Source organism: Thermodesulfobacteriota bacterium (genome assembly GCA_034189135.1).
Taxonomy (GTDB): Bacteria; Desulfobacterota; Desulfobacteria; order Desulfobacterales; family JAUWMJ01; genus JAUWMJ01.
The window spans coordinates 68,688-90,738 of record JAXHVO010000103.1 but is presented as its reverse complement, the minus strand read 5'-3'; the positions used below and the strand labels follow the sequence as shown (position 1 = coordinate 90,738).

Genomic DNA, 22,051 nt, shown 5'->3' with positions numbered 1-22,051 from the left:
ATGGATTTGGTCGCAGAACAGTAATTTTAACACAATAATACCCCTTAAGGGGTTATCAGTATCGATGCCCTTATAGGGCTTTATGCAAGCCTCCGGCTGGGCCGGAGGTCATGACTAATAAAAGGCTGGCAAGATAGGAAGTTAGGAAGCTTGGAAGATGTGAAGCAAAGAAGCCTGGAAGCTGGGGGGACAAAAAAGCTTTAATGCTATGGGGATGAGAAGCGGAAAGGAAATATATAGAAAAAATGAATATCCTTTCATCATAAGAGACCTTGCCATATGATTTATTTAAATTTATCTTGACATTATTTTCTGCTGTATATATTTATTTATGTTTTAAATCTTTATTCAGCGATCTCGCAAAGACGGGATTATCCGCTGGCTCAATTGGCAGGGTCCGCCAGAGGCGGATTAACCACTGAGTAGGGATGTATTTTATGCTGTTTGAAACTGATCCCCAGTAGCTCAGTTGGCAGAGCAAGTGGCTGTTAACCACTGGGTCCGCGGTTCGAGTCCGTGCTGGGGAGCCAACAATTCCAAGGCCAGGATTTCCTGGCCTTTTTCATTATGAAATACTGGGTTTATATTCTTCAAAGCCAAAGCACAGGTCGATTCTATTGTGGTCATTGTGAGGGGGCATTTAGTTTGATCATGCGTGGTTGATGAATTCAATGCGTTATATGTGACATAAATATGAGTTGAGTATGTTATTAATTAAGTAAAATAAGCAGGTTATGAAGGCATGTTATTTTGTGGTGTGTTTAAAAACATTATATGAGTGATCAAACTAAATGCGACAAAAAATAGGTGTTTTACCCCGTTTTTTCTCATATAGTTTGATAATTTATTGAACGACATTTTTAATTTTTAACTGCTCTTTTAGCATATGAATAATTTGGTGATTGAGCGGCCTATCTTCTTCTATTGCTAATTTTATAATATCAGATAATACAGATAAGTATTCTCCAAAATTAATTGTGCTAATCTCACCAGCTTGCTTCTGAACCGATTTTGTTGAAGTGGTTTTTCATGAAGCATTGCAGCCAGATAATCCTATCGAAAAAGGAACCAACGGTCACTTTGGTCTGGATGGTTAATGGAGGATGAGATGGAAAAGAGCTTCGGACCCAATGATAAAGAGCGGATGTTACCCTTCCAAAGCCGGTTGCTCCTGTATCGTACCGAGGACGGCCGCACTCGCGTCGAAGTTCGGCTGCAGGATGAAACCGTCTGGATGACCCAGGCCACCATGGCCGAATTGTTCCAGTCCACCAAACAGAACATAAGCCTGCACCTGAAAAATATCTTTAATGAAGGGGAGTTGGCGGAAAATCTAGTTGTCAAGGAATACTTGACAACTGCCGCTGACGGTAAGAATTACCGAACCAAATTCTACAACCTGGAAACCATCATCGCCGTGGGCTATCGCGTGCGATCCCCCCGGGGCACCCAGTTCCGCCGCTGGGCCACCGAGCGCCTGAATGAATACCTGGTCAAGGGCTTCACCATGGATGATGAACGGCTCAAGGCGGTGCGCAACATCGGGTCCGACTATTTCGACGAACTGCTGGAGCGGATTCGGGACATCCGGTCCAGCGAGAAACGTTTTTATCAGAAAATCCGCGACATCTATAAACTGGCGGTGGACTACAACCCCAAGGCCCAGGAGACGCTGGAGTTTTTCAGCATTGTCCAGAACAAGCTGCATTTTGCCATTGCGGGCAAAACCGCCGCAGAGCTGATTGCCGAAAGGGCCGACGCCACCAAACCCAACATGGGGCTGACTTCCTGGAAAGGAGCCAGGGTGCGCAAAGGCGATGTCACCATTGCCAAAAACTATCTGAACGCCGCTGAAATAGAGGGGCTCAACCGCATCGTGACTATGTACTTGGACTATGCCGAGGATCAGGCCAAACGCCGCCGACAGATCTTCATGCGTGACTGGCGCGAGAAGCTGGATGCCTTTTTGCAGTTCAATGAGCGAGACATTCTTAATCATCCCGGCAAGGTCAGCAAAGCCGTTGCCGACCAACTGGCCCTAAAACAATACGATGCCTTCAACCAGCACCGGCTATCCGAGGAAGCTCGGGATGAAACGTTGGCCGACGATGCGGAACTGAAAAGGTTTCTGGAAAATGGCGGCAAGGTGAACAAAGATGATTGAACCAGTTCAATACCGGCGGATAAAGGCTGAACTAAAACCATGAGCGAATACCAGTATTATGAGTTCCTGGCCATTGACCGGCCTCTGAAAGAAGGGGAGATGGCCGAGCTGAGGGCGCTTTCAACGCGGGCCACGATCACGCCGGTGAGCTTCACCAACGAATATAATTGGGGCGACTTCAAGGGCAACCCCGACAAGCTGATGCAGCGTTATTTCGATGCCCATGTCTATGTGGCCAACTGGATGACGGCCATATTCATGGTGCGTCTGCCCATGGAGGCCTTGACCCGAGAAACCGCCAAAGCAGCGGCCGTGCCTTACCTGTTGGATATCAAGCCCACCAAGACCCATTGGATCATTACCTGGAGCCTGGAGGAATCGGAAAACTACGACCGCTTCGGCATGGAGGACGGCCGCGGCTGGATGGCGCGTCTGGCTCCGGTGCGGGATGAATTGCTGCGCGGGGATTTGCGCAGCCTTTACATCGGATGGCTGGCGGCCGTAGCCGGGGAGATGATGGATGATGATGAGATGGAGCCGTTATCCGTGAGTGGATTGGGAAACCTGACTGCGGCCCAGCAGGCGCTGGCCGAATTTCTCGAGGTGGACCCGGACCTGCTGGCCGGCGCCGGCATGGGCAGTCTGGCTGCGCAGGAGAAGGAAGTTTCACGACGGGAAATGAAAAAGTGGATCGATGCCCTGTCCCGGGATGAGATCAATTCGGTCTTGAAACAACTGCTGGAGGGCAAGGGGCAGCAGGCCGAACGGTCCATCAGGAACCGGTTCATATCATGGCGGCGCGGCTTACAGACGGGCGATACCGACGCACCCCGGCGTACGGTAGGAAATTTGCGGCAGAACGCCGAAAAGGCGCGTCTAATCCGGCTGGAAAAACAAAAACGGAACCGCAGGCAACGGGAGATCAAGCGACGTGAAAAACGCAAGGCGTATCTGAAGAATCTGTCCAGCGATTTTCCCAAGGCCTGGGCGACGGTTAAAGAACCTGTCGAGCGCGGATCGGGACGGGGGTATGACGAGGCCTGCCGCAAACTCGTCGACATTGCCGAAGCCTACGACCTGTTCGCGACCCAAAATCAATTTCAAAGCAATCTGAAAAAATTCATGGCGGGACACCTGCGGCGCAAGGCGCTGATTCAGCGATTAGTGAAGGCCGGTATATGGAGGGAAGAATAAATGCGAAAGCACAAGACGACAGACGATGACATCGACCTGAGTAAACCGGTCGAACTGGTTGCCATTGCGATCAAGGAGCGGGCCGCCCGGTGCCGTTTGTTGGGAAGCGACCGGATCATTACCCTGCGCACAAGTCGCCTTTGGGAGGTGGTGCCTGGCGCTATCGTCAAGATAATGCCACGAAAGCAGTGGCGCTACAGGGGCCATCCGTATCTTTCCGGCGATATTCAGTCGACTCGGATCGACCTGAAAGCCCTCGACCTGGCGCCTTTGGGGCTTGCAGAGATGGGCATGTGGGACCCCAAGGAAGAGTACTGGGGAGAAGATGACGAATCTATCGAAGAGTGGGCCGAGCCGATCATCTCTCACGGACCACGCCCCATGTTCGAAATGGAGCAGGTGCTGCCTGGCGAGGCCCCTGACGATCCTTTCAATGACCCCATCACCCGGTCCAACGATCTCAAAGATGACGGCAAGCGGGCAGAGGCAATTAAGATTTTGATGGAGCTGTGCCAGGCGGACCTTCGCTGTCTAGATGCCCATTCGCATCTGGGCAATTTTACTTTTGATCACAGCCCACAAGTTGCCATTCGACATTATGAAGTCGGCCTGCGCATCGGCGAGCTGTCTTTGGGTGATGAATTTGCTGGTGTGCTGACATGGGGCCTTATCGACAACCGACCGTTTCTGCGCTGTATGCACGGCTATGGATTGTGTCTCTGGCGGCTTGGGCGCTTTGACGAGGCGGAGCACATCTTTCAACAAATGCTTTGGTTGAACCCGTCCGACAACCAGGGCTTGCGATTTCTTATCGATGATGTGAAAAGAAAAACCGCCTGGGAGGATCGAGAAAACGAATAAAATCGAATGGTCGGGACGCATTTCAACCGCGCAGCCCCGTATTCGGCTGATGCGATCTTTTGACGAGCGAAGCCACAGCTACCTGGAATATGTGCTTCGGGTTGAAGGGACAATCGGTGTTGAACCCGGCGAATTAATACTCCCATTGGGGAAAAATCGCCGTATGGCAATTGGGTAATGTCGAATGAATAGGGTAGCGAATCGGGCAGCGAAATAAATGTTGTCCAAGAAATTTATATTCCGAGAACGGATTAATGGCAAAAAACATTGATAAAACAGAAAGTTCCGATAAAGGCGAGATCATTCTATATCGGTCGCCGGACGGCAAGGCTGCGCTGGATGTGCGTCTGGAGCAGGAAACAGTCTGGCTCAATCAGCGCCAGATGGCCGAGCTGTTTGATAAGGATACGGACACCATCGGCCTACACATCCGTAACATATACAAAGAAGGCGAGCTGACCCGAAAGGGAACTACCGAGCAATCCTCGGTAGTTCAAAGGGAAGGTGGGCGGCAGGTCCGCCGTAAGGTCAATTTTTACAATCTTGATGTTATCATATCGGTTGGTTACCGTGTCAAATCCAGGCGCGGCACTCAATTTCGAATCTGGGCCACCAATGTGCTGCGGGAGCACCTGCTCAGGGGCTTCACCCTCAACGAAAAGCAGTTGCGGGAACAGGAACAAAAACTGGCTGATTTACGGCGCACTGTCGGCCTTTTTGAACAAACGTTGACTCACCAAGCCATCGGTCTGGATGAAACCAAAGCAAACCGGAAATGTGACTCAACACCACTTCCACCTCATCGGGGACGGCCTGATCTCTGATAACCCGCTGATATTGAAGTACTTAGGTTAACTGGGGGAGAAAGAGAACGGTTATGAAGGGGGTTGCACACGGGGAGCCAGGACATAATCTTGATATATTTCAAGTAGTTATATAATGGATTAAGAAAGGGTGCGATCTTTTCGGGTGGCACCTTTTCTTTTGGGAATTTCAACCTCTTGAATTTATAGGCTTTCTATACTTTTAATCAACTCGTTGGCGATATTGGCGCTCTCAATGCGCATGATGCTTTCCAGCGCATTGCCATAACTTAAAAGGTTGATGCTCCCATACCATACTGTTTTTTGATCCATTACGGCGAATTTCTGGTGGATGTTGGATTTAAAAACAACCCGTACGCTGTTGTTTTTCAGCAGGTCTATCATTCTATGCAGCGCGGGCCGGTCCTTGGGTTTGAAGTCCTCAAGTGGTCGGGTTACGACAGTGACACGGATATTATTTCCCAAAGCGATCTTGAGATGATCGATCATTTGAGTACAACGCCTTTTCCTGATAAACGGGCTTACAATTAGAATTTCCTTTTTAGCGGCTCCTATATCCTGATTAAAAACAGGTAAAAAGCTATCTTTATCAAAAATGATGTCCAAAGGGGCACCTTTTATATCCTCGCCTTTGGCCTTATATCCCATTGAGGCATACCCGTTGAGACGCTTTTGGTACATTCTTTCCAGCATCTTTACGTGGATATCCACATAGTCGTAGATTCGTACCTCTTTTTTCGTTTTATACAGTCGGTGAAGCCTCCCGGCATATTGTTGAAGTGTACCTTTCCATGATATCGGCATAGCCAAAAACAGTGTATCTAAGCGTGGCTCGTCAAAACCCTCCCCGATAAAATGACCCGTTGCTATCAGGATGATATTTTTATCAGCGGGAATGTCGGCGAGGTGCTGAAATATTTCCCGAGTTGATTTTTTTCCCATGCCGCCAATCAGCGTGAAGACATCCTGAACATCTTCCTTTAAATTATCTACAAGAAGTTGAACATGGGCCGTTCTGAGTGATAGAACAAGGCAGTTTCTACCTTGTTTATAATTTTCAAGGACATCCTGGATAATCTGCTGATTCCTGAAGTCGTTATCCACAAGTTCGGCGTATAACTCCTGAATGGACACATCGTCCCCGTCTCTATCCAAAGGAACCCTGAAAGATGTGAACCGCGGAACAATATAATGGTCAAAAGGCCTGTTCTCCGCTTGTTTTTTGGGATTATCCCGATATCGAATAGGACCGCAATGCATAAACAGGATTGGATGATGCCCGTCTTTTCTCATTGGTGTTGCGGTCAGCCCATAAATATATTTCGCATGGGCGGTTTTCAAAATCTGTTCATAAGTGAAAGCTGATGCATGATGACACTCATCGGCAATGATCATACCGTAATTTATCACACATTCCTTAACTTCTCCTTGGCGACTCAGCGATTGTATTGTCGCAATATCCACAATGCCGCTTAAAATGTTTTTGCCACCTCCCAATTGACCGATGACACCTATTTTCTTCTTTCTTCCCCTTTGTTTCTTTTCATTTGCCGATGGTTTCGGTAAGGGCTCATTCACAACGAGAAATTGCAACAGCTTTTCTTTCCACTGCGATAGCAAGCTTACTTTATCAACCAGGATAAGTGTTTTAACTTTTTTCTCGGCAATCAGTTTAATCGCCAAGATTGTTTTGCCGAATGCGGTTGTACCTGAAAGTATTCCTGTATCGTCATGCATTAAATATTTGAGGGCCATAGATTGTTCATCTCTCAGTTGACCATTGAATTCCACATCAATTCTTCTCCCGCGATAGGTTTTATCAATAATCCGAATATCAACTCCAAGTTGTTCCAGTTTGCGGGACAAATCAAGCTCACATCCTCTTGGTAAACACAAGTAATCTTTTGTTTCATCAGCGCAGGAGATGACTCTTGGATGACCGTAGGTCGATAAACGCATGGCTTGTTGCCTATAGAACATTGGGTTTTTAAAAGATGCGAGTCTTTTTAACCGATTCAATGCCCGCTGGGAAATCCCCGCTTTTGGCACAAACAGCATATTCGCCTTGACTATATTGAGTTGGTTTGGAAAATCACTTTTTTCTAGCTTTATTTTGCCTCTACGTCTTTCCCAAGGTTTTTCTGATTCCTCTTCTTCATCGGGTTTTAATGATCCCAATTCATGGCCGGGTGAGAGATCCGATATGAGACCATCAAGACGGCCTTCGGGAATCTTTTGGATAGCGGACAAGAATGCCCATTGATCACCATAGGATTGAAAATTTTCATCGATAAATTCACTGTTTTGGTTTTCCCTGGCTGCTTTTTGCAGCGGCAGTGCAATCAAATTCCCAAAACCGCCTTTGGGCATGGTATCCTGGCTGGGAAACAAACGGTCATAGGATTTAAATTGGATTTCATGTCTTCTGCCCATAGAGCGGGTAAGCAGGGCGGTGCCGAATCTACGAGCCAAAGCAGCAGGCAAAGGATTTTCGAAAAAAAACCAGACATGTCCACCTTTTCCCGATCGTGAACGTTCAACAGCGAAAGGAATGTTGAACTCCATGCAAACATCTCTGAGAACATTGATGTCTTTTTGCCAGTCTGCATCGTCAAAATCCATTACCAAAAAGCAGCATGTTTCATCTGACAGCATCGGATAGATGCCGGCCAAAATATTTCCTCGCAAATGATTTTCAATGACACCTTCATCTAAAGCAGCATAAAATTTATTTCCGCATTTGGAGCAGGGAATTTTTGGCTTGCTGCATAGCCCTTTTTGCCACTGATTCAGACAAACCGGTGAGTAGCCAGAGGTCTTCTTATTTTTATTCTCCCAGCGCTTGGCATACACATCGTTACGGCCTTTGAAAAGTGACATGAACAGATGGATCTTAGAAAAAGTGTCGGATTGGTTATCAATATTTAAAAAGGGTTTCCTGTCAGCCGATTCATCCTCATTTATATTTCTTTCCGCGATTTCTGCTGGGGAAGTGTTTTGGATAAACTCGGATTTCCGAAGCCCGAGTTGTGCTTTCAACTGGTTATTTTCTTCTGTCAATTGAATTACTTGTTCCAATAGGTAATTATATTTTTCGAGCAATATTTTATAATCCATCATTATACCCACGGGCCGGGTGCAGACCATTTTGAAGGAGGCTGTTTTTGCGAAGTAAGAGAAGATGTTATGGGGCCGATAAATTTTCTCATTTGCATGATAATATTTTTAAATTCAGTAGGGACGCGATCTTGTTGGAGTTTTTTCCTGAAAGCATTCCATTGGATTTGTTTCGTTGCGATGAACTCCTGAGAAAAGGCAACGATCTTATCTGGAAGTTCGGTCCCGCGTTGTTCAAGCGTCAACCTGATGGCTTCTGCCAAAGTTTTTCCTTCAAGATGTTTTGGTCAAATGGTTGCCTCCAGGTAAGGCATCATAATATTTTTAACCCGACATACCTCAGCATATTTGAGCAGCTTTTCGAGATTGGATCTTTGCTTGGATCTGTAAAGCCTAAGAGCTTCAATGACAACGTCCATCCCAAGTTTGTTGCGGAACTTAAAACAATCGGCCAAAGTTTTCTCGGGCGTATAGATTTTTACCGATACGCCATCAATGGCGTGATGTTCAATGCCGGCGTTGTATGCTTCATTTGAGAATTGATGGGCTTGAACAGGAGGATAATCGAGGGAAGGTATTCTTGACCCTCTTGGTACAGCAACTGATACAACATGCGGTATCTGGGTTGTGATATTATGATAAGCCAGTGCTGAAATGAGACACACGACGGTATTAGGGAACCGAAGGCTTACCGTTACCAGGTCCGGGTTGGATATCGGCGGCAGCTCTGCCAGCCGATAAACACCTCTGCTCATTCGCTTGATGATGCCCTTGTCTCTGAGTGAGTATAGCATGTAACGTGTAATACCGTGTCCAAGAGCCTCACTCATCCGGAGTTGACCACCTTGCTTGCGGAATATCTCTATAGGAGTTTTTTTCATTTTTAAATGCAGACAAAAAGCTTTCACTTATTAATAAATGGCAACAATATGTCTCATGCATAGTTAAAAATCAAGGGGAATTTTTGAAGGCCTTCCATTTACTAATGTCTTTTCCATTCCTGCTCGATGTCTGATTTTAGATGTTCGAACGCCTGTAACTGCTTTTTTAATGATGAAAGCCCAGCAAATTTTTGAGGCTTTCTTTCCGTGAAGTAGCGTTGTTCAGGTTGGAACATATTTAAGATTTCCTATTTTATCCTGGATTCGAGATTGAGGAGGTTCATGATCTGCGTGACACGGCCCGGCTCATGCCATGACGGCGTGCCAGTTCGGCCTTGTTAACCGATCCGGCTTCTATACTCGATACACCATTAAAGTTGGTCTATTCAGAATCCTTTCCAACCTTTGCTGAGGCCTGAAAACGAGAAGCACAAATCAAACGCTGGACTTGTGCTAAAAAGGAAGCACTCGTGGCGGGTAATATGTCTAAGCTGCGGAATCTTGCTAAATCCAGAAATAAAAAAAAGATTCTCATCTTTTGCAGCAAAGACTTCATAAAGTGATGTTTCTAAGTCTGCGCTTATCTGCGAAAGCCCCAATCTATATACGATAAAGCTCCAGTGCATAACCGGAAAGTTTTTTATTGGCGGCTTTCAAAGCATCTTCCCCGGAAATAACGGCGATTGCCTGATTTTTGCCACTGGAAGAAAAGTATTTTTCTGCCGCCTGGGTGACCTGCTTTTTGGTTAAACCAAGGAGTCTTTCTTTGAAATGCCGGCGCATGTCATCTGAAAGTGAAATAATTTTCCTAAAAAAAGCTTTTTTAGCCGCCGGGCCGGGCGGATCCGGTTTATCGATTTCCGAGCATACCTGCAAAATCGACTCCTTGATATCTTCAGCTGTATAATTTCCCGATTTTATAAAATCGAAAGCGTTTTTGTACGTGTTCAAGGTAGCCACGATATGGGGATCCCGGTATGAGGCAAAGCTAAACAACCCGTCTTCAGCGTTATATAATGCAAAACCACCATATGCGCCGCCTTTTTCACGAATCTCTCGATGCAAATACATGGACCGAAGTATTTTGCTGATGACAGATAACGCAGGTGCATCCTGGTGTTGCATACGGACTGCGCTAAACGTTTGAGCAACAAACGAAACCGCCGATGATGTGCTCCATCCTTCACGGGAAATTTGATGGTTAAAATCAATATCCGGAAGCTCATTACTGTTACCTGATATCCCGGGGTTTATCCCTGACAGCTCTTTGCTTTGATTTAACAATTCTAAGCCTTGGGTTAAATAATCGTTTTCGCCTATCAAAGCAATGACCAGATTGTCGCGGGTAAAAAGCTGTTGGGCAATCTCCAAAAGGTCATTTGAAATCGATTCCAGGCTGCTGTTTGAAAGTTTTTTGGTTATCCGTTTTATGGCTTTAAGCTGGTGAATGCCGCCCCATATTTCACTAAGGTTGCTGGCGGGTGATAAATTTCTCGAAGCAGCGGAAATCGCCAGCCGGTGTCCGTTTTGAATGACTGCAGATTCCAGACCCGCCTTAAACTCAAGTAACAGACTCTTTAAACGGGATAAATCCGAAAAGCGGTGTTTGAATAACAACTCTTCAATGATATCAAACATCTTTGCCTGATTTCGGGTAAGGCTTTTTCCGTTAATTGAGACGAAGGGCTTTAAGCTGCCGGTTTTATCAAAGCATGTTCGGGCATGAGCCGATAGCACGATGCCGCCGGTATATGCGTCAATGCGTCTGGCCATTTCCGAATAATCGCGAACCGCAGTACCGATTCTAGGTATGGCAAAGCAAAAAAAAGGGATAAAGGGAATCAGCTCTTTTTTAATCGCTCCTGTGGCTACGGCTGCTGACAGATAAAAAATACCCGAAGTCGGTTGATTATAACATGCGGCAGGCCTGTTATCAGATTCGGCAGTTTGTTTAATTTCTTGAATGGAAGGAGGTATGTCTTTAATCTCCAGGGTGGGGAGACTGGAAACATCCTCTATGGATTCTTGAAGTTTTTTAAGCTGTTTGGTGTTTTCCAATATCTTCCCCAGTTCGTCGGGCGGAATGACAGATCGGATATGTTTGAGTTTTTCTTCAACCCGTTTGGCTTCTTTTTGCTCCATCAGTTGATCGGGAACCAGGGTAAGCAACACCCGGTGAGGGTTTTCCACAAAATATTCTTTTATCAGGTTTTCAAAAAAAGGGCCTTTTACCAGGGCATTTTTAATTCTTTTAAGATCAGCATCAAACTGCAATGTTTTTACCGGGTCCCCACCATGAAACCAGCTTGCGGAAAAGGTTAAAAGCAACTTTATGCCATATGGATAGGGGGTGTTGGTGACCTCTTTGCGATGAAACTCGAGCTGATGAATGGCAGATTCAATGAGCTTTTTATCCACCCCTTTAGTAACCAGACTGTTCAGCACATCTAAAATAATCGATTCGATTTTTTCCGCATTGGATTGTTCCACATCCTTAAGCCCGCAGGAAAACAGGGTGTCCCTGTTGTTGGCGTCGAAACCGGTCTGATCACTCAGTGCGCTTCCAAGCTTGGATTCAATCAATGCCCTGTGTAGGGGAGATGCAGCATTCCCCAAAAGAATCTGTTCAAGCAGAGTGAGAGCAAGAACTTTGTAATTATCCTTGACATCCACCATGAGCCAGGCCAGGCTGACCTGGCATTTTTTTTTCGGATCTTCATTCTTCCCCAAGGGATATGGAAAGGATTTCTTTTCAGGTTTATGCCGGCGAGGTTCGGGATCAACAGTGGTATTAGGATCAACGAACTTAAATGCCTTCAGGATTTTATTTTCTATAAAAGAAAGATGCTCGGCCAGGGGCAAATCTCCATAGGTATAAAAAAATGAATTGCTGGGATGATAGTGTCGTTTATGAAAAGACTTAAGCTGTTCATAGGTGAGACTGACAATGTCTGGCGGGTTTCCCCCCGAATTATATCGGTAGGTGGATGAAGCATACAAGGCTTTTAATAAAGACCGTGCCATTATCTGGTCCGGGGACGACATGGCGCCTTTCATTTCGTTATATACCACACCTTTATACACCAGACTGGAAGGATCGTCGCCTTCGAGCTCCAAACGATGGCCCTCCTGCATAAAGCTGAGCTCTTTGATATTGGGGAAAAAGGCGGCGTCAAGATAAACGTCCATGAGGTTATAAAAATCTTTTCGGTTTTGGGTGGAAAACGGGTACATGGTCCAGTCGGAAGCTGTAAAGGCATTCATAAAGGTGGAAAGGCTGCGTTTCAGCATGGAGAAAAAAGGATCGCGCACCTGAAATTTTCTGGAGCCGCATAGAACAGTATGTTCCAGAATATGTGCCACTCCGGTAGAATCTGTCGGTACCGTCTTAAAGGCAACGCTGAATGTATTTTCACTGTCGTTATTGCTGATATGAACATGCTTGGCCTTGGTAGCGGTATGTTCAAGCTCATAAAAAAAAGAATGGATTTCTTTAAGTGTAACGATTCTTTTAATCAGGTAACCGGAAATACGGTCTCCTTTATTAAGACCGGTGTTGTTGCTATCTAAAGATGAGCTCATAAGAAGATCCTTTTCTAGTTTGCATGGGAAATTTTAATTTAAGGGAATCAATCAATTCTATTATGGCGATTAAGTGGCAATATATACGCCCCTGCTTTTGCGCCTGATCTTACCCAGCTTGTTCAAGCGAAATAATATATTACGAATTTTTTTATCCCCGAAACCAGTTCTGTCCTGTATTTCGGGAAAACCTGCGCCATTATTAAAACGTTTTATGACATTAAACACTTCATCAGAAGCTGTTGCAACCACTTTTGATTGAAGTCTTTTTCCTTCGGGGAAATTCAGGGCGGTCACTCGTTTCTTTTTACCAGATACAGCCGTGGTCCTGATCAGTTTTTCCAGCCTGTCCAGCTTGTCCATCAGTTTGTTTATATCTTTTTTGGTTGGAATGTCATAAGCGGACATAAAAAATTTCACCATAGCGTCAAAACTAACCGTTTTTTTACGTTTATTTGGCATAGTGTCCTCCAATATTTATGGAAAATTTGACGGTTTGGTACAGAGCCTTCCGCTTCAGTTCAGTGGGGCGTTGTGCTGCATTTCATAGTTGTTCAAGGTGCTATTGGTATGCCTTATGATTACAAAATTGGTACGCCTATTTATCCCGTTGCCTTTTAGCGGCGGCATTTATTATGAAACCGGTTGAGAAACCTAAAGTGTTACAAAGCAATTAAAAAGTCAAGCTGTACAAAACCTTGTTTATGAAACTTTCTACTTAGCAGCTATATTCTGATAAACGATTAAGTATCATGCTTTATTTTCACCACAAAACGCAGAACACGCAGAGCTTAATGTTTTTTCCTTTGCCATTGACTCCGCTTGTTGAGGGACAGGGACGCCGGCAAAGGAAAATCAATCAACGTTTATTTTAGTACAACGACTTGTTTTTATCAAATTATTATTACTGTAGGGATGAATCCTTTATTGCTTTCCGCTCTCTTAGCGGAAGGCAATAAAAATGTTCCTTTGGGACCTCAGCGTCTTGAGCGAAGCGTGCGGTGAGAGAAATCTACATAAATGACGCTTTCAAGGGAGAGGATTAGAGCGCTTAACTATCGGTGATATTTTTTGCGAAACCAACCATAATAAATCCTGTCGCTGTGGGTAACATACTTGCCATACTATATGAAAAAAAATGCCCGGTATGTATTACTTTCATTTCATAATCTTTTAAGACAACCACAATCTATTCCCCTAATACTTTGATTATAAAGAAATAATCATTAAAATTCAATTTGTGCACGGTTTTTGCATTTGAACCTATGCGATCATATAAAAATGGCTCCAGGCAGCTTGGTTGACATGTTGAAATTGATAGTTATCATACGTTTTCTGAATTTTTTATCATTTAATTCATTATAAGGTAATTATGAGTCCCAACCCACTTAAAAATTCATCAACAGCAACTTTGGCGTTGTGGCTGATTAGTGCTGTTGTCATCTTTAATATCTACTTTACGCAGACTTCGGTTGCGCAAAAAGAGACTTTACCGGCAGACTTGGAACCGGTGGTTGAAAAAAGTATGATTCCTTCATTATTTCCGGCAGACCTTATCGCCTTTGATCCGGTAGAATTTTTGCTGGATGATGACTGCAACACAGAACGATTCCTACAACCGGTTATTCAGGAGGCATCTGAACGTTACAAGGTGGATCATGCCATGATAAGGGCAATTATAATGGCTGAATCAAGCTATAATCTCATGGCGATATCCGAAAAGGGAGCGGAAGGTCTGATGCAACTCATGCCTAAAACCGCCAGGGAGTTAGGGGTAACAGACAGTTTCAACCCGATACAAAATATTCATGCCGGAGCCAGGTACTTCAAAAAACTGTTGAAACGATTTAAAGGCGACGTTCGCTTAGCGCTGGCCGCTTACAACGCAGGAAGTCGGTATGTCAGGGAGTATAAGGGAATACCCCCATTCAAAGCCACTCATGCCTATATAAAAAAAGTTCTTCAATATCAACGATACTACCGAAAGCAGCCGGCCGGTAATGCAATCTTAACGGCCAGCATCACCCGAAGCTGACGGGTTGATAAAGATCATCATAATTACATGAAATCCCATCCTCTGTATTGTACATCTCTACAAAATACTTGACATTATTTTGTAGAGATGTACAATACACCCATGACGGTAAAACCAAGATATCTTACAGAAAACATTAAAGAAGACCTCAATGAAAAAATGGTTTTTCTCGGTGGTCCCAGACAGGTCGGCAAAACGACGGTGGCCACAGAAATTATCGCCAAAAGCTTTAAAAGTTTTTATTATAACTGGGACAGAATAAGTGACAGGCGTGCCGCCTTAAAAGGAGAATGGCCCCCGGATTCCGATCTGATTATCCTGGATGAATTTCATAAGCATTCCAAATGGAAAACATGGATAAAAGGAGAGTATGACACCTGCAAAGATCAATACCGTTTTCTTTTAACCGGCAGCGCTCGACTGAACATTTACCGCCGCGGAGGAGATTCTCTTCAGGGAAGATATCACTATTACACCTTGCACCCTTTTTCAATTGCAGAGCTAAATAATCTGATTCCTGACGTAAGGCCAGTTAATAAGCTTGTCTTTCATGACAAATCAAACCGGGAAGATTTTTCTGTGCTTTATGAATACGGTGGATTTCCCGAACCTTTAATAAAGCAAAACCATCGGTTTTTAAGAAGATGGCATAATGAAAGAACAGAGAGGTTTTTCAAAGAGGATATTCGTGATTTAACCCTGATCAGGAATTTTGGGAACCTTGCATTGTTATCCGAGCTTCTTCCTGAAAGGACATCTTCAATCCTGTCAATTAATTCGCTGGCGGAAGATCTTCAGGTAAATTTTAGAACTGTTGCAAACTGGCTGGATACATTTGAGTTGTTTTATTACTGCTTCAGGATTCCGCCTTTTCAGTCCAGAAAAATTGCAGCGGTAAGGAAAGAAAAAAAGCTCTATCTGTGGGACTGGTCAGTTATTGAGGAAGATGGGCAAAAACTGGAAAATTTTGTTGCCTCTCACCTATTAAAATATTGCAATTACCTTTATTCTTATGAAGGGTTTAAGGTTTCTTTGTCTTTTTTAAGGGATTCGACAGGTAGGGAAGTTGACTTTTTAGTTTCCATTGACAACAAGCCATGGTTTTCCGTAGAAGTTAAAAATAATGATTCAAACATTTCAAAAAACTTATTTTATTTTAAAGACAAATTATCCATACCTTATAATTACCAGGTTGTGAAGAAATGCAGAAATGAACGTATGTATAAAGGAATAAGAGTGATGCCCGTGGATAAATTCCTTACTGCCTTCATATAGAAACGTTTTAAGGACCCCAGCTGATTTTACAAAGCTCATAACGTAATGTTTTAAAGAAGAAATAGTAGGTTAATTTAAACCACACCCATTAAAAATTTTTCAGTTTTTCAAAGGTTCACATACAGCCTGAAGCGATTTCGAATTTATTGATTTTTTCTCCAAAAGTTTTGGTAGTACAAAAAACCTTTAAACCCTTCCTCTTAAACGAATTTTTTCAAATGTGTTTATCCTGCTCAGAGCATAAAGCTTTATTTACATGGCAGGTTATTTATGCTAAGTTTATATCTGAATCTTGCATATGAAAGACTTAGGTTCGTGCGAAACTCAGATAATTATGTTCACTTTGAGACCCTTGAAAAATAGTAATATTTGTTCGAGTTCAAGGAAGGCGAAAATTTCAACCACAGGAATATATAAAATATTTCGAGGATTGAAATTTAAGTCTGACGCAGAAATCGGGCAAAAAGTGCTGTTTTTCAAAGGTCTCATTTTCATATAGAGAAGTTATTATGTCCTTTAAAGATAATCTGTTAAAAAAAATAAACATCATAAACATGTCCAAAAAGGTGCTTGGCTCAATCGGCCCTCCGGGTAGTGAACGCAAAACCGATAAGGCCACCATGCGGCGTCTTCTTGAAATGAGTCCCTACACGCCGCATCAAAAACGGGACCTCGATCTTTACATTAAAGGTAATCCTGAGGAAAAAGGTGAGATTTTGGTACTCGATAATGAACTGGCCATTTACCATACCACCGCTGATGATGTTGCCCTTCGTAAAAGCCCTACAATCAAGGAAATGGTGAGCATTCGCAATGCAATTAAAATATTAAGTGACTCGGACGTGGTGATCAGCAAAAGAGAAGAGTCGGTCAATACCATTCGGCAAGAATGTATCGATCTGCTGGATTTATCTTTTAACCAAGCGGACATTGAAGAAATTGAAAAAGAAGGATCGGCTTCGTTGGAAAACGGCTATTCAGCTGGGGTCATTGAGTCCCTTGCTCTGTTTGCCGAACTCCTTGACTTTAGCCCTCCGCCGAAAGCGTTTAAAATGCGCCATTATGAAATAATGGGCCGTTTAACCAAGAAAGCCGGCGGTGAAAGGGTGTTCGGCCCGGCTGTGATTTACAGCCTGGCCCATAACACTTTAAAACTGATTGAAAAGAAGCTCGGCAGTTATAATAAAGGGGAAATGGAATATTTTAGACAGGTGATTGCCCAAAATGAGGATGCCTCAAAAGAAGGGCCCGATGTTTTCCAATACCTGAAAGAAGCGGTTATCGAAAAGTATTTATAGAGTTGTAGTCCCTTATTCAGAATTAATGTACATTGAATGAGCAGGAGAAGCAGCACAATGTCCCGCTGAACTGAAGCGGGAGACTTTTTACGAAACTGTCAGGGCTGAATAAGAATGGTTGGATACAATCCCTCTTTATTACCTTTCGGATAGGGATGGATCGTGTTGAACGAAATATTCTGGTTTTTCTGGGCATGTCCTCGATTTGAGTTTTCGTGGAAGAAAGCACCGTTTTCTTCCAAAATGTGTTGAATCCGTTCTTTGAATGACGCAACAAAGCTGAGTCCACTGCCTTCAAAATGCATATTCCCTTTGGAAAAAGGAGTGTCGATCTTTGAAAAGGCCTTCATGGACATACTGTTGATTGCAAGGTCTCGCTCATTTGTTACCAGACCCCAGACGATATGAGCATCCGGGATGGTCAGGGGCTTTTTGATATCTATGATGGTATGCGGCATAATGATGCTGCCCTGTCCGATGGTCAATCGGGATTTCGGCCGGCCCCTTAAGAAACTGTTAAACCCGACGAATACATTTTTTCCCAAATCAGCTTCAATAATTTTTGCGCCATGGGCAGTGATATCAAACCCTTCCAGGTGTGAGTTGATGATATAGCACTGCTCCTGTGCATTAGCTCCTTTACCGAGCCATGCATTTTCAAGATAAGCACGTTGGGCGACCAGCACATTTTCACTGATATGGGTTTTGGGTTTTATTACTGAATAACGGTCAAGGGAAGCGCTGTTTGGAACCGATACGGACGGTTCTATATTGACTGTGTTAAAAACCCGCTGAAAGGCTTCCTTACTTTCTTCAACAAAGTCGATAAATATACCCCGGGGTGGAATGCCTGCTGCAAAATAGATATAATTGTTCAACCGGTCAACAGGATACCGGTACAAGAAATTGAACTCTTCGGGATAACGTATCCATACCGTTCCAGGTTTGATATCCAGGTGGCTGACCTCTCCTGCCTGTATGTATGAAAACGCTCCGATCAGGCAATCCCGCATTGTAGTGAGGTCCACCGTTGCAAATGGTCCCAGGAATGCTCCGTCAATAGGAGAGCCGTGGATATTCGCAAAATGGGTGGATACCGTGTCTCTGATAAAAAATTTTTCTAGTGTTTCCGGGTCATGCGAATTATTATGGACAAGGGTTTTGACGAGAAAGCTGTCATCAATTTCAATTTCCTCATCCCTGTCAACCGGAATTTCAAAATTATGGTATTGAAACAGATCGCCTTTTTTCTTTAATTCATCACCCCGGATGTCGCTTTTGTAAAGAAGTGAGTTGGTCACCCGGCATTTTCCCAGGAAATAGCTTCCGGCTAGGTTGGAGTGCTTAAATCGAAAGTTTAATGGGTGGTGAGGCGTAATACCGTAAAATGCATAGAATTTTGTCATCTGGTTTGGCGCAATAAGGTTTTGAACAAAAGGATTTACGTCAAATTCAAGCTCCCGAAGATTAATATTTACCCGCTGGATTATCCTGTCCAAAAGCCTTTCTAATTCTTTCATTATGTGTCCTTTTAAAAGTAGTACCGGGTCTATTTCTTTAAATCAGACTCTTTCATGGCATGAAAAACCGCAGCAAATACATCCGACAATCTCAAAACGCCTGTAATATCCCTCCCTTTTGTAACCAGTAGAGACAAATGAAGTCCGGTAGTAAATTGATGAATGGCGATATCTAAAGATGCACTCTCTTTAATATATTCGCCTTCGGAAGGAGATCGCATAAAATCTTCCACCTTAAGCTTCGCTGCAGTTAAAAGAGCCTCGTCTATGGGAGCGCCTTTGGCCCGGTGCTTTTCCTGGTATGCGATAATAGCCATTGGACTGAAACCAAATTTGTTGATGCGGTTAATTTCCTCAATATGTTCATTTTCCTGTTCAAGCACGCGGAGGAAATCCAACTGGCTGAGTTTGCCGATCACCTGTTTATTCTTGTCTAGAATCAACACAGCACGGTGAGAGTATCTGGTGTGTTGAAATTCTTCCTGAGCTTTTTCCAGGGCAAGAAGGGTTTCAAGCAGCGTTGCTCCTTCGAAAACCGTTGCATATTCGGAAAGTGGAACCATTAAGTCTTTTACAAGATATTTTTTCACAGAGAAACTCCGGTTTAAAATTCGAAAAAATGGATTTAAGTTGAGATTGAATCGGTCTGTTTAGCCAGTTGCCTTTTACACATCCTGTGTTTTTTTACCACAGAGATCTTTGAAAAGCCCTGAATCAAGAACCACTGAGCCGGAGTCGTGACATATTATTTTACCGATTCATGAATCTTTTCAATCAGCTCTTCCAGCTCACAGGGTTTGGTCAGGTAGTCAAAAGCGCCATATGCCACGCCTTCCTTTGCGGCCTGTTCAGATCCATGACCGGTAAGCATGATCACAGCCATTTCTGGATACATTTTTTTAAATATTTTGAGCACCTCAATGCCGTCCATATCCTCCATCTTGAGGTCTAAAACGGCCACGTCAAAATCTTGTTTGCGAAGGGCCTGAATGCCTTCGGTGCCGCTTAACGCCACAGTCACGTTTATATTCCTTCGGGCCAGTCTTTTGGTGAGCACACTTACAAAGCCTTCTTCATCATCCACCAGAAGAAGCCGGATCGGATTATCCTTTTTATCCTTTTCCATGTCGTTTCCCTAAGCTCGCCTGGAAGTAATCTCCTTGACTCGCGCCTCGATGATTTTCTCCTCTTGTGCGCGCTTTTTTTTGGCGGCTTCTCCAACCTTGGAGATGAGGATATCCATATCACAGGGCTTCATAAGGTAATCAAAGGCACCCAATTTCATCCCGTCAATAGCTGATTCTACGGTCGCATGCCCGGTTAGCATGACTACTTCCACCAGGGGATATTTTTTCCTGATTTTTTGCAAGGTTTCCAGACCATCCATGCCGGGCATTTTAACATCGAGTATGACGACTTCAATACTGCGGCTATTTTCCAGTTTATCGAGGGCCTCCTGGCCATTGAATGCAGTGGAAACATCAAGGTCTCTTTTGGTTAAGCGTTTTGTCATGGTCTCGACAAAAGGGACCTCATCATCCACCAAAAGTACGTTTGCCATTGCCATATCCAGTCCTCCTTAATTGTCTATTTGTTAATTGGTTAAATCCACAGAGTCTGTGTTTTCCACAGGAATTCGGATACTAAAAGTGGTTCCCAGACCAACGGAACTTTTGACATCGATTTCTCCCCCCATTTTATTGATAATACCGTAACAGATGGACAATCCAAGTCCTGTTCCTTTACCCACCGGCTTGGTGGTAAAAAAGGGATCGAATATCCTTGCAAGGTTTGACTTGGGTATGCCGGGGCCGGTATCGGCTATATCAACGATTACCTGGCTGTCTTGCAGTTTACTGGTTATTTCAATGGCTCCGCCGTCTTTTTCCATGGCGTCCAGGGCATTATTGATCAGATTTAAAAACACCTGCTGCATTTCGGACAAAGAAGCCTGAATGGTAGGCAGACTGTGTTGAAAATTTGTACGCAGATCCACGTTAGAGTATCTGGCCCGTTGGGCCGAAAGGCTTACCACATCCTCAATCAGTTCATTTACCTGGACGGCCTGGATCCTTGAATCTGTTTTCCTGGCAAAACTTAGCAATTTATGAGTGATCTCCTTGCAGCGTTTTCCTTGTGTATTAATTTGCTTTAATGCACGTTGGAACTCATCAAGGTTTTCACTTTTTTCAAACTCTTCTTCCTCCAGCAAATCCCCGACCCATCCAGCCTCTTCAACCATAATGGCCACCGGGTTATTAATTTCATGGGCAATCCCTGCTGCCAGTTCACCCACAGATGCCAGTTTGCCGGTTTCAATCACCTGCTTGTTCATCATCTCCTTTTCTCTGTCGGCCAGTACAATATGTTTAACCGTATGCCGGGACAACACAAATGCCATGGTAATGATGGCCACTCCGCCAAGTATAAAAATGATAATCGCAATATTCTGAGCATGACTGAGTCCTGAAAGGGCATCGGCTGAAACCTGTTTATACACCAACAGCCAGTCTTTATCCTTAAGGAACGCAGCCAGATAGAGGCTTTTGACACCTGAATCATCAAACCGTTCTTCAGTGTAAATTCCGTCTATGGCCGCTTCTTGTTCACAGTTATAAAAGTGTCCGTAACATCCTGAACTGGGCTGAAAATCATAGCTTGGCTTGGTTTGAAACTCGCCCTGCTTATTTAAAATAAAGGCAAATCCGGTTTCACCAATACGAATACTTTCCACCAGACGATTAAAGGCCACAAAGTCAATGGTAGCCCTGAGTATCCAGGGTTGGCCTTTCCAAACCTGTTTTACCGCAACGATAAAATGGGGCAGACCGCGCAATCCTAAAAAAACATCGCTGATGACATAGTCATATTTCATCGCTTTTTGAAACCAGTCCATCTCAGCGTAAAAAGCCTCTCCTAGGCTAAAGGGCCCGGCATAGGCGATTTGCTTGCCCTGACTGTCAACCACACCCAAATCAACAAAAACCGAGCTGTAACCCCGGTGCAGAGTTATCAGCTTTTCTTTCAGGAATGCCTCGTCGCTTAAATCGATTAAACTGAAACTCACGGCCAAAAACTTTACTTCCGCAAGTTTTTCTTTTAAAAAATCGTCGATCCTCTGTTGATGCTTCTTCACCAGTTCCTGCAGATGAGCGATCACCTTTTCGCGATATGAGTTACGAAACTGGTAGTAAATGGTACTGCTGACAAAGAATACGGGAATAAAAGAAACAATAATGATTGTAAGCATCATATTCCGTTTCAGAGCCTTATAGTAATGATCCATTGTTTTTCTTTTTT

General features: G+C 44.0%; 17 protein-coding genes and 1 tRNA gene. 8 read left to right on the top strand and 10 right to left on the bottom strand.

Annotated elements, in window-relative coordinates:
• The first annotated feature begins 454 nt into the window (after window positions 1-454).
• The 5 genes from SWH54_15385 to rhuM all read left to right on the top strand — a co-directional run bounded on the left by SWH54_15385 (window position 455) and on the right by rhuM (window position 5,043).
• Window positions 455-530, top strand: a tRNA-Asn gene (locus SWH54_15385).
• Between the two features lie 578 nt (window positions 531-1,108).
• Entirely contained in the window at window positions 1,109-2,164 is a 1,056-nt protein-coding gene (locus tag SWH54_15380; protein MDY6792643.1) for a virulence RhuM family protein, read from the top strand.
• A 39-nt stretch (window positions 2,165-2,203) separates the two neighbouring features.
• On the top strand, window positions 2,204-3,358 hold the full coding sequence (locus tag SWH54_15375) for a hypothetical protein (protein ID MDY6792642.1): 1,155 nt from the start codon (window positions 2,204-2,206) through the stop codon (window positions 3,356-3,358).
• Window positions 3,359-4,219 carry a tetratricopeptide repeat protein gene (locus SWH54_15370; GenBank protein ID MDY6792641.1) on the top strand — a complete coding sequence of 287 codons (861 nt, stop codon included), beginning with the start codon at window positions 3,359-3,361 and terminating at the stop codon, window positions 4,217-4,219. It abuts the gene before it with no gap.
• Between the two features lie 254 nt (window positions 4,220-4,473).
• Window positions 4,474-5,043, top strand: a complete 570-nt coding sequence (gene rhuM / locus SWH54_15365) for a RhuM family protein (protein MDY6792640.1) — start codon at window positions 4,474-4,476, stop codon at window positions 5,041-5,043.
• A gap of 183 nt (window positions 5,044-5,226) precedes the next feature.
• Here the strand turns inward: rhuM and SWH54_15360 are convergent, their stop codons facing one another.
• The 5 genes from SWH54_15360 to SWH54_15340 form a co-directional block, all read right to left on the bottom strand.
• The gene (locus tag SWH54_15360) at window positions 5,227-8,160 is read right to left on the bottom strand and encodes a DEAD/DEAH box helicase family protein (protein ID MDY6792639.1); all 2,934 of its coding nucleotides are present in this window, start codon (window positions 8,158-8,160) and stop codon (window positions 5,227-5,229) included.
• Between the two features lie 2 nt (window positions 8,161-8,162).
• Window positions 8,163-8,423 carry a hypothetical protein gene (locus tag SWH54_15355; protein ID MDY6792638.1) on the bottom strand — a complete coding sequence of 87 codons (261 nt, stop codon included), beginning with the start codon at window positions 8,421-8,423 and terminating at the stop codon, window positions 8,163-8,165.
• Window positions 8,424-8,447: 24 nt separating this feature from the next.
• Window positions 8,448-9,041 (bottom strand): type IV toxin-antitoxin system AbiEi family antitoxin domain-containing protein, encoded by a 594-nt coding sequence (locus SWH54_15350; protein ID MDY6792637.1) that lies wholly within the window; start codon window positions 9,039-9,041, stop codon window positions 8,448-8,450.
• A 600-nt stretch (window positions 9,042-9,641) separates the two neighbouring features.
• Window positions 9,642-12,623 (bottom strand): insulinase family protein, encoded by a 2,982-nt coding sequence (locus SWH54_15345; protein MDY6792636.1) that lies wholly within the window; start codon window positions 12,621-12,623, stop codon window positions 9,642-9,644.
• A 69-nt stretch (window positions 12,624-12,692) separates the two neighbouring features.
• Complete coding sequence (locus SWH54_15340; GenBank protein ID MDY6792635.1) at window positions 12,693-13,085, bottom strand: hypothetical protein; 393 nt, start codon at window positions 13,083-13,085, stop codon at window positions 12,693-12,695.
• A 910-nt stretch (window positions 13,086-13,995) separates the two neighbouring features.
• On the opposite strand from SWH54_15340, the gene SWH54_15335 reads away from it, so the two are divergent.
• The 3 genes from SWH54_15335 (at window position 13,996) to SWH54_15325 (ending at window position 17,231) form a co-directional block, all read left to right on the top strand.
• Window positions 13,996-14,658, top strand: a complete 663-nt coding sequence (locus tag SWH54_15335) for a lytic transglycosylase domain-containing protein (GenBank protein MDY6792634.1) — start codon at window positions 13,996-13,998, stop codon at window positions 14,656-14,658.
• Window positions 14,659-14,760: 102 nt separating this feature from the next.
• Entirely contained in the window at window positions 14,761-15,933 is a 1,173-nt protein-coding gene (locus SWH54_15330; protein ID MDY6792633.1) for an AAA family ATPase, read from the top strand.
• A 509-nt stretch (window positions 15,934-16,442) separates the two neighbouring features.
• Window positions 16,443-17,231, top strand: a complete 789-nt coding sequence (locus tag SWH54_15325) for a hypothetical protein (GenBank protein MDY6792632.1) — start codon at window positions 16,443-16,445, stop codon at window positions 17,229-17,231.
• A 98-nt stretch (window positions 17,232-17,329) separates the two neighbouring features.
• Here the strand turns inward: SWH54_15325 and SWH54_15320 are convergent, their stop codons facing one another.
• The 5 genes from SWH54_15320 to SWH54_15300 form a co-directional block, all read right to left on the bottom strand.
• Window positions 17,330-18,751 (bottom strand): transferase, encoded by a 1,422-nt coding sequence (locus SWH54_15320; GenBank protein MDY6792631.1) that lies wholly within the window; start codon window positions 18,749-18,751, stop codon window positions 17,330-17,332.
• A gap of 29 nt (window positions 18,752-18,780) precedes the next feature.
• A complete protein-coding gene (locus SWH54_15315) occupies window positions 18,781-19,341 on the bottom strand; it encodes a CBS domain-containing protein (GenBank protein ID MDY6792630.1) in 561 nt (186 codons plus the stop codon).
• A 155-nt stretch (window positions 19,342-19,496) separates the two neighbouring features.
• Complete coding sequence (locus SWH54_15310; GenBank protein MDY6792629.1) at window positions 19,497-19,877, bottom strand: response regulator; 381 nt, start codon at window positions 19,875-19,877, stop codon at window positions 19,497-19,499.
• A gap of 9 nt (window positions 19,878-19,886) precedes the next feature.
• Complete coding sequence (locus SWH54_15305) at window positions 19,887-20,318, bottom strand: response regulator (GenBank protein ID MDY6792628.1); 432 nt, start codon at window positions 20,316-20,318, stop codon at window positions 19,887-19,889.
• Between the two features lie 27 nt (window positions 20,319-20,345).
• Window positions 20,346-22,037, bottom strand: a complete 1,692-nt coding sequence (locus SWH54_15300; protein MDY6792627.1) for an ATP-binding protein — start codon at window positions 22,035-22,037, stop codon at window positions 20,346-20,348.
• Window positions 22,038-22,051 lie beyond the last annotated feature (14 nt).

Coding starts and splice junctions, on each gene's coding strand:
- SWH54_15380 (MDY6792643.1), top strand. CDS start 1,109: ATGGAAAAGAGCTTCGGACCCAATGATAAAGAGCGGATGTTACCCTTC.
- SWH54_15375 (MDY6792642.1), top strand. CDS start 2,204: ATGAGCGAATACCAGTATTATGAGTTCCTGGCCATTGACCGGCCTCTG.
- SWH54_15370 (MDY6792641.1), top strand. CDS start 3,359: ATGCGAAAGCACAAGACGACAGACGATGACATCGACCTGAGTAAACCG.
- rhuM (MDY6792640.1), top strand. CDS start 4,474: ATGGCAAAAAACATTGATAAAACAGAAAGTTCCGATAAAGGCGAGATC.
- SWH54_15360 (MDY6792639.1), bottom strand. CDS start 8,160: ATGGATTATAAAATATTGCTCGAAAAATATAATTACCTATTGGAACAA.
- SWH54_15350 (MDY6792637.1), bottom strand. CDS start 9,041: ATGAAAAAAACTCCTATAGAGATATTCCGCAAGCAAGGTGGTCAACTC.
- SWH54_15345 (MDY6792636.1), bottom strand. CDS start 12,623: ATGAGCTCATCTTTAGATAGCAACAACACCGGTCTTAATAAAGGAGAC.
- SWH54_15340 (MDY6792635.1), bottom strand. CDS start 13,085: ATGCCAAATAAACGTAAAAAAACGGTTAGTTTTGACGCTATGGTGAAA.
- SWH54_15335 (MDY6792634.1), top strand. CDS start 13,996: ATGAGTCCCAACCCACTTAAAAATTCATCAACAGCAACTTTGGCGTTG.
- SWH54_15330 (MDY6792633.1), top strand. CDS start 14,761: ATGACGGTAAAACCAAGATATCTTACAGAAAACATTAAAGAAGACCTC.
- SWH54_15325 (MDY6792632.1), top strand. CDS start 16,443: ATGTCCTTTAAAGATAATCTGTTAAAAAAAATAAACATCATAAACATG.
- SWH54_15320 (MDY6792631.1), bottom strand. CDS start 18,751: ATGAAAGAATTAGAAAGGCTTTTGGACAGGATAATCCAGCGGGTAAAT.
- SWH54_15310 (MDY6792629.1), bottom strand. CDS start 19,877: ATGGAAAAGGATAAAAAGGATAATCCGATCCGGCTTCTTCTGGTGGAT.
- SWH54_15305 (MDY6792628.1), bottom strand. CDS start 20,318: ATGGCAATGGCAAACGTACTTTTGGTGGATGATGAGGTCCCTTTTGTC.
- SWH54_15300 (MDY6792627.1), bottom strand. CDS start 22,037: ATGGATCATTACTATAAGGCTCTGAAACGGAATATGATGCTTACAATC.